The following is an 11,958-nucleotide window of genomic DNA, read 5'->3' as shown; positions in this document are numbered from 1 at the left end:
TGCGCCTGGATGCCGTGGCGCTTGGCCGTCGCGATCACGTTGCCGCTGGTCACGGACTCCGCCACGACAGCGCGCTTCTCTTGAGCACTCCAGCGGCGGCGCCGGACGTAGGTCGCATCGTCCATCCGAGCATCTCCAGCATCGATGCCGGCACCGATGCCGGATCAGATCACCGAAAAGCTGGACGTCGACAGACCTCGGAGCAAGGCGGCCTTCGCCGGATGCGCACGATTCTGGGACCTCACCGGGCGAGCTACAGGGGCACAAGGTCGCCAAGTGGGTCCGTGAGACGGTCAAGCTCGATCCAGCCGTAGACCCGAATCACGGCTGGCGACACACATGGAAAACACGTGCCCTTGGCGTAGGCATAGAGGAAAGGCTTCGGGACGCGATAACCGGGCATCGGGTATCATCGGTTGGCCGTAGGTATGAGACACCTTCATTGACAATGCTTGCAGACGCTATGACGCGATTTCCGTACTACCACGTCTATGCCGGCGGCTCTGATTAATGACCTTTGCCTTCGGAGGGACGCCAGCGAAAGCTTGGATCAGGGTAGCGAACCGATTTACTCAACAATTTTGCTTTATGATCAGCCTGTTACCCTTCAACGCTACACTAGCGCCGGAATGGGGGGAAGCGACCATGAACGCAGATTGAGGGCGGCATATGTGCCAGTGACCGATTGAATTTGAAATCGCGTCACCGCACTCGACATGCCGCTTTTCGGGCGCGGTGAAACGACAGATTATACCCATTTTGTCTTAGATAACAGTTTGAATGCCACTGAAACTAAAGCATGTAAAGATTTCGTCGCCGTCTAAAAGTATCTTACTCCCTAGGCGGTTGTGACAGATTGTGACATCGAAGATGCAATTCCATTTGACCAGTGCATTAAATACATAAACCAAAGAACCCTAATGATTGGATATTGCCGGAAAAAACTAAAGAGGCAATGCATCGGTCAGCCAATCTTGTTCGATCTTCGAAAGTTTAGGATCGAGATTTCTGCTAGCTTCAAATAGCTTGAGACGAATATCTTGAAGCGTGTCTGTCGATGAAATGAAACGTTCTGTGATCTGCATTGGAACCCCTTGTTCCTCCAATTGCTTAACTTCGTCCATGCGAAACCATCGTGGAAGCTCATCTAGCAACAAGGAGTAATCAGCACTGATACCTGTTGCGATAGCGAACGTTTGTACTGCATCGAACAACTCAGGCAGACTATGCTCGCATGATCTTAGGAACAAAAATACCTTATCGATTTCGTTGATATCACCCGTGAAGCCATCTGAGTACCAACGAAAGAATTCAGACATACTCGTACTGGCGCGTAGTTTCGTAATCCACATAGCTAACTGACGCGGCGACCTAACACCAAAATCTCTGGACCTACGAAGGCGACATACGATTTCACAAAGCTCCAAAATCTCGTTCCACTTGGGCCTTCCGGACCAACTGAGATAATGCTTTTCTTCAACTCGTTCGGCGATAATGCCACGCACTTTTTCGAGTACGTCGATTCCGAGACCAGATAGACGTTGAAGATCCGAAATCCCAATGCCGAGACTTTGCGTTAAGACTGAAACTCTTTGAGTAATACTCGCTGGCGCATCGTCTTCTTCCAAATAAACTGCTAGCTCATCTGGAGCATTCTCGTAGTCCAGAAATACAGGTGGAAAAACGTCAACATCACTGACATCTGGCGGGGCATTAAAGAGGAAGACACGCCCCGTATGGTACTGTCCAAGCCGGCCGGCTCTACCACGAATGTTAGAGAACGTGAAAAAGTCGAAGTCTTCCCTTTCTATTTTTTTGTCATAAATTATTACGGACTGTGCAGCCGTATTGACGCCTTCGATGAGAGTCGAAGTGCATATCAGGATGGGAAGCACTCCATCATTGAAAAGCTTTACGAAGCGGGACGAAAGCGCACGTGGAATCCGCCCATGATGAACACCGATTCCCGAAGCTACGCATTTGCTTAGTTCCCACTTCCCTCCGTAGTTGCTCTCTATCCATAAGCTCAAATCAGAGCGGTGACCATGGAGGCGGTTTTCGTTCGCTAGTAGTAGCGCAATATCATTTGCACGTTTAGGTGAAGATACAAATATTAGAACTGGCCAGTTCTCTTCTTTGAAAGCTTCCTCGATAAGTCTCGTTTCTTTATTGTCGACATTCTTTAGGTCAAAGGTGTCAACAGCTACGGTCGAAAACCGGGTTCTCAAGAATTGAAAGTTCCAAGGACTGGTCTTATCCATTCTGATATGATCGATGTTCGGTCCGAGAAGAAAAAATTGCTTGGAATTCTTGAGTAGCTTGTAGACGCTGGCATTCAGGATAAGAGACCGTTCGTCACGTTTTCCTGACGAAGAGCGCGTATCAAGCTTGTAGAATTCATCCACCACCAAAAGGTCAATCTTCGACAAATCAGAACGAGCAATGATCCTCTCCTGAGTGCCAAGGAATATGACATTTCGGGCGGCGCTGGTCTCAGAGCTATACATTACGATGTCATAAGTGTCTCTGAACCGCCTAGTGAATCGGCGCCGGAATTCGTCAAGCAACGCAATAGTTGGCAGGATTACGACTATCCTTTTGTATCTCCCTGTGAGTACAAGAGCGTCGATGATAAGGCTTTTTCCGAAGCTTGTTGGCGCACTTAAAACAAGGTTTCTGCCTGCTAAAAGCACATTTAAGGCTCCAATCTGCTCCCGGTGAAGTGAAATGTTACCGAGTTCAGGCACAGAGACCGCTTCTGCAACCAACCGATCCCTTGAAGGCGCGTTGTTCTTATCAATATAGTTCCACAACCCAACAGCCCTAGCCAAGGAACTAAACGGTTCCTTGAATGATGCTAGACACTCGTGCTTACTGATCAGCTGAGCCAACCTTGGTATCACATTGAGCACAACGGGATCGTCATTTGTCGTCTCGTGTAGGTAGGCGGCAGTCTCTTGAATTATGTCAAATACCTGTCCCTTCAACTCGAATTCCGTTGAGTGGTCAAACTCATTCCAATCGTAGATAAGCTTCATTGAAGGCCTTTAAGGCGCTTGTCGAACTCAAACACAAGTTTACTCTTGCTACCTAAAGGAATATAAAGAAGTACAAGCCTTATCTTTAACGCGAGTTTACTAACGTTAATCTTTTTAGAGAGGGCTGCTAGCTCGTTTGTGATCGAAGCAATGTATTCAGCTGTCTGTTTTTTGGCACCTCCAACTGCTTTACTGTTCGTCGCGATACCAACGACAAACACCGCTGTATCGACGAATTCATCTATGCTGGATTGCATCTTAAATATCGCGGAAATTTTCTCGTAGTTTGGTGTACTCTTTGGTATCTGTGGTCCTAAAAGGAGCTTCTGCTTCTCAAGAAATCCCCTCTCAAGATGCATATTTATGGACTTTAGTGCGTCATCGATGGCTCTAGAAGGAGTGGCATATAACTTTGACTCGCCGAGCCAAACTTCAAAGGTGTCAGATGTTGGGAAACGGGCATGAACCATGTCAAAAGCTTTAATAACATCATTAGTTGCAGACTTGTAAAATACTCGCGGAGATATAGGTATAGTGTTGAAGTAGTCCCTACAAATTGCATGAAGCGCTATCTCGCCAGCCTCGCCTCTCAGTTCATACTTCTCACTTGTATATACCCTCGCCGCTGCCTGACTAAGTTTTACATAGATATTCCCGTGATGGATTTGCAGCTCTTCCTCAACAAGCGCATACTCTGGAAGCCATTCTACGAGATGCCGAGAAAGCGGAACACACCGCCATTCTTCAAGTTCAAAGCCGGCACAGTATACCCCGGTCATAGGATTTAAGGTAGAGTCGGAACTCAATACCGTGAGCATTCGGTCCGGCTTCGTATCGTAAATGCTCATACCCACCCCGGCGGCTACCAGAAAACAATATGGAACTTTGGGACTTGCCATGTCCATAGCAGTAGGAACTTCGGTATACGGCAAACTCGATGGGCGTCGCTTATAGGGTAGACACGTGAGTCACCGAAACCTGAGACAAGGTCCCTAGCAGGGAAGTGTCTTATATGAGTCGACTTTCGCGTTGTGAGACACCATACTGCGATGGTCTAGAACCAAACAGGACGGTGTCGGCAATGGCGGTCTATGGATATGCGCGCGTGAGTTCGTCCTCTCAGTCCCTCGACATTCAGCGGGATGCCCTAAAAGCCGCCGGGTGTGAGGTGATACGGGCCGAGACTCGAACGGGCACGAAGGTCGAAGGGCGCACGGAACTTGAAACGCTTCTTCAGTTCGCCCGTGACGGAGATCGAATCGTTGTCACCCGCATCGACAGACTGGCACGTTCCATTTCCGACCTCGCAACCATTGTGAAGCGGATGGAGGCTTCTGGCGTCGCTCTCACTGTGATCGAACAGCCGGTGGAAACGAGCACGGCGGCGGGTCGATGCTTCCTTCAAATGCTAGGGGTGTTCGCGGAATTCGAAACTGCGATCCGTTCTGAGAGGCAGCTAGAGGGTATTGCGAAGGCGAAATCGAACGGGGTCTACAAAGGTCGGAAGGCGTCTATCGATGGTGACCGCGTAAGGGCTTTGGCGGCGCAGGGAATGGGAGCTACCGCCATCGCGAAGGAAATGAACGTCGGGCGGGCGTCGGTGTATCGATTGCTCTCTCCGTGACGTCGCCGTTCAGTATGATGAGCATGAAAGCGGAGCATTATTGGCCCGTTTAGAACCTTTCCAGCTGCTGAACGACTCTCGCCTCGGCCCAGGCTTTGCTCTACGCATCCGCCGTCATGATCTTCGTCTGAAGGCTGGGCCGAACAGAATGACTTATCGGACGGACTCTAAAGGGTGACAGTTAGGAATCTGTCCGGACGTCTTCGAAGTCCTGTCGCACACGATCTAGAACTTCCTCATCATTCGTCTCGACTTCGCACCATGAACTGTCGATAGCTCGAATAACCACCCATGGCGCAACTTCTCCAACCTCGAAGGCGGTGAATTCACCCCAAATGATCTGAACAGTTTGATCAAAGAGTTCGGTGAGTCGTATTCCTGACACTCGCGCCCGCGATTTGGATAACGCTTTGAGACGATCCGCAGCTTCATCCCCAACGACCATGACAGCTTCATCATAGCGGGCGACCCCGGCAACCTGCCACGAAGAACGGATCGCCCGTTCGCCTAGCATCGTCAGCACGGCGTGGGGATCAACGACGACATCCTTCGACGGCAAGAAGTCGTGTATCTGAAGGGTTTGCACTATGCGGTTCGTATTCGCATCGCTCACGTAGACGGTCATTACGCTTTATGCCCCCGCACCTTCCCAATACCCTAGAACCGAATCCCGACCCACTGCCAGCACTCATTGGCGGAATGCTGAATCCGGAAGACCTGCGCATCATCTCGGAAGCCGATTACGGGCAGGATAGCAAAGAGCATTTAGCCGCCCTGCGCAGCCTCCTTCACGGCGGTGCGCTCAACCTTCGTGAATGTAAACCTACCGAAGTTTTGGAACTGACGCGATGGGACCGGCCTATTGATGACCCAACGCATATAGGGCGGCACTGGCGCCGTGCCTTCGCCTGCGCAACACTTTTAAGAGCCTATGGCGAGCCAGAGAACGACAACGGCGCGATTGGAGCCAACGAGACGCTTGTCAGTTTGATCGACAGTCTGCACGCGCTCGGGCTTAAGGCGCTCCGGCAGTTGAACGATGATGAGACGGGAGACATCAATCGTGCGGCTGCTGCCCTGGTGGCTTGGCTCATCCCACGCTTGGGTCCAAACTCTTCCGACGAAGCGGCCTTTTTCGGGCTCGGATTACTCTGGTTTGCGCTTGCCGAGAATGTGTCGGATGCTGCGCTCGTGGCACTCATGGACTGGATTATGGTGGCGGAAGCCGAGGCTGCGACGGCTTTCCGTGCGCAACTTGGTTATCCAATACCGGGCGAATGGCTTCTCGGAACAATTTGGTCCCAACAATGTCATGATCTCTGGCGAAGGCTTGGGGGCTTGCTACCGGGGCGGCTGTCCGCTTGGCATGGGGCTGAAGTGGTGAGCACAGTTCACCTGATTGCGGCCATGCTCACACGAGACCCTGAGGACTGATTGCGCCGAGCCGTGATGCCAGCGAAGAATCGTTTGCAGGCTTCGCGACCTCCACCATAATCGTTTTCATCCCAGACGACTCGCAACGCATCTACCTGTTTCGATGTGAACGTGTTGCGAGCGGCAATGGAACGATGATGTGCGTGGCTCCGGCTGATCTGGTTGTGTCGGTTTTCGGTGGTGGCGGGCACTGTGATCAAGAAGGCGTTCAGCGCGCATTTGGAGGCAGTGCATTCTACCGCAACGATGAGACAGGAGAGTGTTTCATCGGCGTTTGCGGAGTGCGAAATGCCTCACGCTTTCGGACTGCGCTTCGCCGAAAGGCCGAGATCACAATCATTCGCGATCCGCGGAATGCAAAACTGGCGTGGTGGAGCAAGGGGCACTTTCGGCTGCCAATTTCCTCACAGCTTGGGATCGAATGAGAATGCTTCAACTGGTAAGGAGAGATATTTGCGAGTGCCTTACACCAAAAGATTAATCCTGCACGCCCCACCCTGGAATGCTCAATCCCTCGAAGATTTCGTAGAAGACGCGATAAATGATAAGGTTTCACTTGTTGCAGTGGTCGGGCATGATTGCCGAAGGGTTGAGGACGTCATTGAAGAATTGATAGTTGGCGATGGTTCGGATGATACAAGAAGACTGACTTCTACATCGCATCCAGATGAATCGATTGACGAGGTAAGAGCTTTTGTTTCCACCTGGACTCTCGACTTAGACCCCGAAGAACCTATTAAAGAGGTTTATCTTTAGTTCTGCGACGAAATAGTCGTCGACATATTCGGAACCGCACTTAGCCGGTAGTGTTATAGGCGGGTCGTCGAGAAGAACTTTGGCATCGGCTGATACGTCGAAAATTGACGGCGGCTAAAGCATGTTGAGATAGAAGCGGTCCTAAGTGATGGAAAGTCCTCTTAAGGGTGAGAAGCGAACATCCGTTAGGCGGACTTAAAACTAATCACAGCCAAGCTGCTCATGCTCACTCGGTAAGGGATGTTAAATGCGCACGGGCCTCATGGACTGGCTATCGGATGTGGTGGACCGCATCGGTATGCGACTCTCAAAAAATATCATTATTGATGGTATTTGGATTGGGGTCGTTTTCGAGAATGATATCAGCCTATTGGACCGCGCTCGCGAAGCGATTTCGTTCATTGAAACGTATGATCCTGTCACTTATACTCACTTACAGCGCAACATTGATAGGATTTGGATTACCTTAGAACCTCATGGTATCGGCAAATACATCCATCGTCGCAGGTTGATCGTGCTCGACGCTCGGTATGTTCGCGAGGCTGATACCGAAGTCATCGCTTCTTTGGTCGTGCACGAAGCGACCCACGCTCGTTTGATACAATTCGGCTACGATGAGTCTATCCGAGCGCGTATCGAGCGTTGCTGTATAAGGCGGGAAGTAGCGTTCGCGCGTAGATATTCATGGGGCGAGCCAGTTGTGCGCTGGGCCTTGGAGAGGCACGACCAAAGCGACAACGTCTGGTTGGACGACCAGCGCGCACAAAGGTGGCGCGCGGGGGAGAGCGCGGTCGCACGCGAGCTTGGCATCATCCCAGGCTGGTTAGTTCACGTAGCTCATCGCGCACGGAGTTGAGCTTTCAAATAGCCGAATCTGAACGTATGAGAAGTGTCGTGAGCAAACCTTTGCGACGGGAACACCAAGCGTCAGGTTTAGACTACTGGCAGTCTCATTTCCGGTGCGCGCGTAAAAGCGATTCGAGCAGGGGAATGTCGTCTTCCACGTCTTCGCTCCCCCGAAAGCGGCTGTATTCAATGCGTCCGTCTTCAAACACGTCGATCTCGATCCGCTCACCAACCAGTGATGCCGTAATCATAATGCTGTCGTCGCGATGGCAGTCGAGCCGGTAGTGAACGCCTTCCTGTTCGAGCAGGCGGATCATGCGGTAAAGTGTGTGACTCATTTTGGTCCGCTCGGACCTGATTTAAACACACCGGACAAGCAACGGGATATATCTGTAAAGGCCATGTATTAATCGCTCTACCTAGTATTCACTGAGAAGTATTCTCTGACTAATTCTCTATCGCTGTTTCGCCAGTTTAGGTGTGTGCGACTTGCATAATCCTTAAGCATATCCTCAAATACGATTTGCACAGCGATACTTCTTATATGCTTCTTTTCCAAAACGGTAACTGCCTTCGCCGCATAATGAACTACCGAGTAGATCGCATCTTGTAAAGTAGTTATAATGACCTCTTCGTCTTTTCCTATAAACGTTTCCTCCCATTCCATACTCAGACCGTAGATTGAATATCTCTCAAGCTTTGCAGTAGGACAAACAAGGACGGATAAATCAATGGGATCGGGCCACTCACTTAGTGCTCTATTCAAGATATGCTCAAACTCAAGATTCATTTCGATCACTACCTCTCGAATGCGACCGTCAATGCTGCCAATCTAAGGCGCGCTGACGCTTGTCTAATCGCATCTATTGCGCTGAGGGTTCTATAGTGAATCGCCTTGCGTGTCAGTCCCAACTCGATCACATCCTCAGATAGATTCGGCGTCCTTCAATGCGCTCTTCATGCTAGAACCTGTCTACTCGACATCCTTTGAAGAATTACCCGCTCACCATTCACAAATCTCGATGCGAACCAGATTAGAATGGCAAAGATGAAGAACTTGGCAGCGATGTGATTCTCGTTTCCCCTGTCATCGTAGCTATGAAGGGTTCCAAACCATGCCAGTAACAGCGACAATAGGGCACCAAGCTTGAGGACAGCGATGACGGGACCAACAATGATTCCGTTGTAGCGGATCGAACTCACAATGGTTCCGAGAATCGCCCACGTCCAAGCCAAAACACCGATACACAGGACGAACGCAGGCGCAGGGTTGTCCAGTGTCATATCGAGCGTGGTCGCGTATTTCGGTGGGTGTTCCGGTGCCAACATCCAGCCAATCATTCCTGCACCGAAGAGCGTCATCACTGGCACAATGAAGATGCACGCGCTCATGAACAGGTCGGACGCATCGGCGAACACCACAACGCGAGAACCGCATCCGAGAGTGAACAGGATGACGGTTGAGGCGGCAAGCGTCACGAAGGTCAGGCTCAAACCCCTCCGAAACGAATCATCCTCGACTGTGCCCTTGATCCGATCCGAGACCGTTGCCGAAGCCTCCTGCGGTTTGACGGACACGGTAGGCACAACGGTTGGGCTCACACTCTGAGATTGAACGGTGCGGCGGGCCTCAGTTGGTTGGACCATGGTTGTCGGGATAGGTGCGGATTGAATCGGCGGGAGCGGTTGATCCACGTTACCCCTGTAAGCCATTTGGAGACGCGCTGACACGGCCCTTGGCAGATCAGTGAGGTACGCGCCGTTTACGAAGGCTTGGCCGCTCCCTGGCCCTAGAAGGCGATCATGCTCTTCGATGAGCGTTCGAATGGCTGGAAAGCACTGACGACGTCTCGGAACTCGATCTACCATCTGCGGGATAGTCGGGTTCGTTCCAACCGCGATGGCAAGTTCGTTCGAGACCTGTGCGGTAATGCAATCTGTCGTCAGGCGCACTTGAGGCAGAAGAGCCTTTCGTCGCTGTTGATCGGATTGTGGATCGGCATGGGAGAAGGTGGTTAAGGCCGATAGAATGATTCCGCAGAGAGACAGAACGGACAGAACGCGATTCATGATTCGGCTCAATGCACGGAGTGGGACAATCGGGAGGGGCTGATCAGGGACGATGAAATTCCCCTCAGTGACCCGAAATCTTCTCCGTCCAAGCGCCATAATAACGAACTTCGATTCGTAGGAAAGAGTCGAAAGCGAAGCGAAACTCCGCTCTATGAAGCGAGAGTTGAATAAGATCGTAGGGGTGCGGATCAAGCGTGCGCGCGAGGGAGCCGGCCTGACTCAGGAAGCGTTGGCTGAAATGGTCGACAGAACCAAAGAGGCGATCTCCAACATTGAGCGGGGTATCAACCTTCCGTCGTTGGATACCCTTCAGCGAATATGCGAAACCGTTTCGATGCCGATCTCGTCGATTCTCGAAGACAGCAATAGATCGAAGTTGTTCATTGATGTTAAAGCGCAGATCGATGCCGTGCTCACAACGATGGAAGAAGACGATCTGCGCTTTTGTCTATCCCTGGTCAAACTTGTTGCGCAACGATGAAGTGACCGTTTCAGGCAACGCGCCGACTGATATCAATCACATCATGGTCGTTAAATCGAAATCAGCTTTATTCTCAGATAAATCTAATGATATAGGTTGGGCGTATGGCTGCTATATGAGCTAGCATCCTAAAAAAGCGGAAAAAAATGACAATATTAGATGATATAAAGCCTCAGACGAAGCGATTGGTGATTGATCTTCTAACAGAAGCCGGCATCGACACGAGCCATTGGAGCGATTACAAAGGAAAGAACGCTTCACAGCATCCAAATTATTATAACTGGTCTTTCGAGAAGCCTGATGAACTCGTTATTGTCTCGATTTGGCATAGCGATCTAGAGTTAGAGGGAGATAAAGTTGTCCACCGCAAGAACATTCGTATTCGCGACGGCCGGAATGGAGGAAAGGGTAAGGTCCAATGGAAAGTCAGGGCAGAAGCCTTCGACGGGCACATCCAAAAGGCCTTCACGTCCGGGCTTCCCGTCCGCGCGATCCTTTGTGAGGGGAACCGGCGCGAGATTGAGGAGCTAGAACCAATCTCATCAAAAGTATCATTCCGCGAACTCGATCCCGAGCCTTGGGCGGTTTCGTATTATAATTTTGAGACTGGCGACTGTGTAATTACCCGTGGCGAGCTGCCAACCGCAGAGATCGATCATGATCAGCCAGAATTTTCAGGCTTTGAAGGGGAACTGCGGCGACGCTTTGTCCTTCATCGTCGGCGGGAAGCGCAATTACGAAGAAAGAAACTATTAGCGGCGACGTACGAGAATAACGGCCATCTAATATGCGAGGTGCCACGATGTGGTTTTGACTTTAAGGCTCGATATGGCGCTATTGGTGAGGGGTTCGCACATGTCCATCATCTGGTGCCACTCGCGAAATCTGATCCAAAGGGTAGAAATACTTCACTGAAAGACCTTGCCATAGTTTGCGCGAACTGCCACGCCATGATTCATGCTGGCGGACAGTGTAGATCGCTCGAATATTTGATTGAACAATAGATTGTAATGAGTAGCGAAAGTCGACATTGAGCCATATTGAGTCGTCCAGCGGCTATCAGCTACCATCCATTTCGCAACAGAATGAACCTGCTATCTTAAATAATTAGACATGGTCGCTATCCCCCAGATTATGATCACTGCCAATGTTGAAGCGATAGATATTCATCCAAGTGGTCATCACCGTATGAAGCGCTCCGAAATGAATCGTCAAGATGCGCGGCGTTAGCACTGTAAACATCGTAAGCAACCTTAAGACCATTTTTGATAAATCGTGCACCTCGTAACGAGACAAACAATTCTGGCTGAACCAACATTTCTTCCGCATCTCCAAAGAGCGAGATTCTTTTCTGTTGCAGCTCGCGATTTAATGAACATTCAGCTGTGATAAGTTGGCGATGACATAACTCAGCTGCTATTGATAGAAGCTGAAGCTTGACAGCCCTTAAATCGCTGTTTGTCTTAGGCTGATTTGGAGCAGAATTCTCAGTGTGGGTTTGTGCTGGTTCCATTGATCTCTGTATCTCATGTTGAATGGTTGATTAATTCCCCAATCTAGGATTACGAACTGCTTCTCACGCATAGGAAATTCCTACCCGTGAGAAGCACGTTGTCATGTTCGATGGGATTTTTGGAGGACGCCTGACTGAACGTTTGCTGGACCTATCGCACGGGTCAACAAAGTCATCGAGCGTTGTGAAGACC

General features: G+C 50.5%; 13 protein-coding genes. 6 read left to right on the top strand and 7 right to left on the bottom strand.

Annotated features, from left to right (window positions below; translation table 11 throughout):
* Positions 1-944: 944 nt before the first annotated feature.
* Both G3T14_RS05435 and G3T14_RS05430 read right to left on the bottom strand, forming a co-directional pair.
* Positions 945-3,038 carry a DEAD/DEAH box helicase gene (locus G3T14_RS05435; RefSeq protein WP_163640806.1) on the bottom strand — a complete coding sequence of 698 codons (2,094 nt, stop codon included), beginning with the start codon at positions 3,036-3,038 and terminating at the stop codon, positions 945-947.
* Complete coding sequence (locus G3T14_RS05430) at positions 3,035-3,937, bottom strand: DUF1837 domain-containing protein (RefSeq protein ID WP_163640805.1); 903 nt, start codon at positions 3,935-3,937, stop codon at positions 3,035-3,037. The genes G3T14_RS05435 and G3T14_RS05430 overlap by 4 nt, the downstream gene beginning before the upstream one ends.
* 182 nt (positions 3,938-4,119) lie before the next feature.
* On the opposite strand from G3T14_RS05430, the gene G3T14_RS05425 reads away from it, so the two are divergent.
* Positions 4,120-4,662: a recombinase family protein gene (locus G3T14_RS05425; RefSeq protein WP_163640804.1), complete on the top strand. Its 543-nt coding sequence runs from the start codon at positions 4,120-4,122 to the stop codon at positions 4,660-4,662.
* 181 nt (positions 4,663-4,843) lie between these two features.
* Here the strand turns inward: G3T14_RS05425 and G3T14_RS05420 are convergent, their stop codons facing one another.
* Entirely contained in the window at positions 4,844-5,287 is a 444-nt protein-coding gene (locus G3T14_RS05420) for a hypothetical protein (RefSeq protein ID WP_163640803.1), read from the bottom strand.
* A 74-nt stretch (positions 5,288-5,361) separates the two neighbouring features.
* Here G3T14_RS05420 and G3T14_RS05415 point away from each other — a divergent pair, with 74 nt between their 5' ends.
* From G3T14_RS05415 to G3T14_RS05405, 3 genes are all read left to right on the top strand, one after another.
* Complete coding sequence (locus G3T14_RS05415) at positions 5,362-6,096, top strand: hypothetical protein (RefSeq protein ID WP_163640801.1); 735 nt, start codon at positions 5,362-5,364, stop codon at positions 6,094-6,096.
* Positions 6,097-6,384: 288 nt separating this feature from the next.
* Entirely contained in the window at positions 6,385-6,852 is a 468-nt protein-coding gene (locus tag G3T14_RS24940; RefSeq protein ID WP_246732934.1) for a hypothetical protein, read from the top strand.
* A gap of 247 nt (positions 6,853-7,099) precedes the next feature.
* On the top strand, positions 7,100-7,708 hold the full coding sequence (locus G3T14_RS05405) for a hypothetical protein (RefSeq protein ID WP_163640800.1): 609 nt from the start codon (positions 7,100-7,102) through the stop codon (positions 7,706-7,708).
* A 94-nt stretch (positions 7,709-7,802) separates the two neighbouring features.
* Here G3T14_RS05405 and G3T14_RS05400 read toward each other — a convergent pair whose 3' ends face one another.
* The 3 genes from G3T14_RS05400 to G3T14_RS05395 form a co-directional block, all read right to left on the bottom strand.
* A complete protein-coding gene (locus G3T14_RS05400) occupies positions 7,803-8,036 on the bottom strand; it encodes a hypothetical protein (RefSeq protein WP_163640797.1) in 234 nt (77 codons plus the stop codon).
* Positions 8,037-8,113: 77 nt separating this feature from the next.
* Positions 8,114-8,497 carry a hypothetical protein gene (locus G3T14_RS24630; protein ID WP_204262646.1) on the bottom strand — a complete coding sequence of 128 codons (384 nt, stop codon included), beginning with the start codon at positions 8,495-8,497 and terminating at the stop codon, positions 8,114-8,116.
* A gap of 158 nt (positions 8,498-8,655) precedes the next feature.
* The gene (locus tag G3T14_RS05395; RefSeq protein ID WP_163640795.1) at positions 8,656-9,192 is read right to left on the bottom strand and encodes a hypothetical protein; all 537 of its coding nucleotides are present in this window, start codon (positions 9,190-9,192) and stop codon (positions 8,656-8,658) included.
* Positions 9,193-9,934: 742 nt separating this feature from the next.
* On the opposite strand from G3T14_RS05395, the gene G3T14_RS05390 reads away from it, so the two are divergent.
* Positions 9,935-10,252 (top strand): helix-turn-helix transcriptional regulator, encoded by a 318-nt coding sequence (locus tag G3T14_RS05390; RefSeq protein WP_163640793.1) that lies wholly within the window; start codon positions 9,935-9,937, stop codon positions 10,250-10,252.
* Between the two features lie 146 nt (positions 10,253-10,398).
* Entirely contained in the window at positions 10,399-11,256 is an 858-nt protein-coding gene (locus G3T14_RS05385; RefSeq protein WP_163640791.1) for an HNH endonuclease, read from the top strand.
* 134 nt (positions 11,257-11,390) lie between these two features.
* Here the strand turns inward: G3T14_RS05385 and G3T14_RS05380 are convergent, their stop codons facing one another.
* On the bottom strand, positions 11,391-11,765 hold the full coding sequence (locus tag G3T14_RS05380) for a hypothetical protein (protein WP_163640789.1): 375 nt from the start codon (positions 11,763-11,765) through the stop codon (positions 11,391-11,393).
* Positions 11,766-11,958 lie beyond the last annotated feature (193 nt).

This window comes from Methylobacterium sp. BTF04 (genome assembly GCF_010692745.1).
GTDB lineage: Bacteria > Pseudomonadota > Alphaproteobacteria > Rhizobiales > Beijerinckiaceae > Methylobacterium.
This window is presented reverse-complemented; position numbering and strand designations above follow the sequence as displayed.

Excerpts from the sequence above, each read along its gene's own strand:
- G3T14_RS05415 (WP_163640801.1), top strand. The coding sequence starts at position 5,362 with ATGCTGAATCCGGAAGACCTGCGCATCATCTCGGAAGCCGATTACGGG.
- G3T14_RS05425 (WP_163640804.1), top strand. The coding sequence starts at position 4,120 with ATGGCGGTCTATGGATATGCGCGCGTGAGTTCGTCCTCTCAGTCCCTC.
- G3T14_RS05420 (WP_163640803.1), bottom strand. The coding sequence starts at position 5,287 with ATGACCGTCTACGTGAGCGATGCGAATACGAACCGCATAGTGCAAACC.
- G3T14_RS05435 (WP_163640806.1), bottom strand. The coding sequence starts at position 3,038 with ATGAAGCTTATCTACGATTGGAATGAGTTTGACCACTCAACGGAATTC.
- G3T14_RS05380 (WP_163640789.1), bottom strand. The coding sequence starts at position 11,765 with ATGGAACCAGCACAAACCCACACTGAGAATTCTGCTCCAAATCAGCCT.
- G3T14_RS05405 (WP_163640800.1), top strand. The coding sequence starts at position 7,100 with ATGCGCACGGGCCTCATGGACTGGCTATCGGATGTGGTGGACCGCATC.
- G3T14_RS05385 (WP_163640791.1), top strand. The coding sequence starts at position 10,399 with ATGACAATATTAGATGATATAAAGCCTCAGACGAAGCGATTGGTGATT.
- G3T14_RS24940 (WP_246732934.1), top strand. The coding sequence starts at position 6,385 with ATGCCTCACGCTTTCGGACTGCGCTTCGCCGAAAGGCCGAGATCACAA.
- G3T14_RS05400 (WP_163640797.1), bottom strand. The coding sequence starts at position 8,036 with ATGAGTCACACACTTTACCGCATGATCCGCCTGCTCGAACAGGAAGGC.
- G3T14_RS05430 (WP_163640805.1), bottom strand. The coding sequence starts at position 3,937 with ATGGCAAGTCCCAAAGTTCCATATTGTTTTCTGGTAGCCGCCGGGGTG.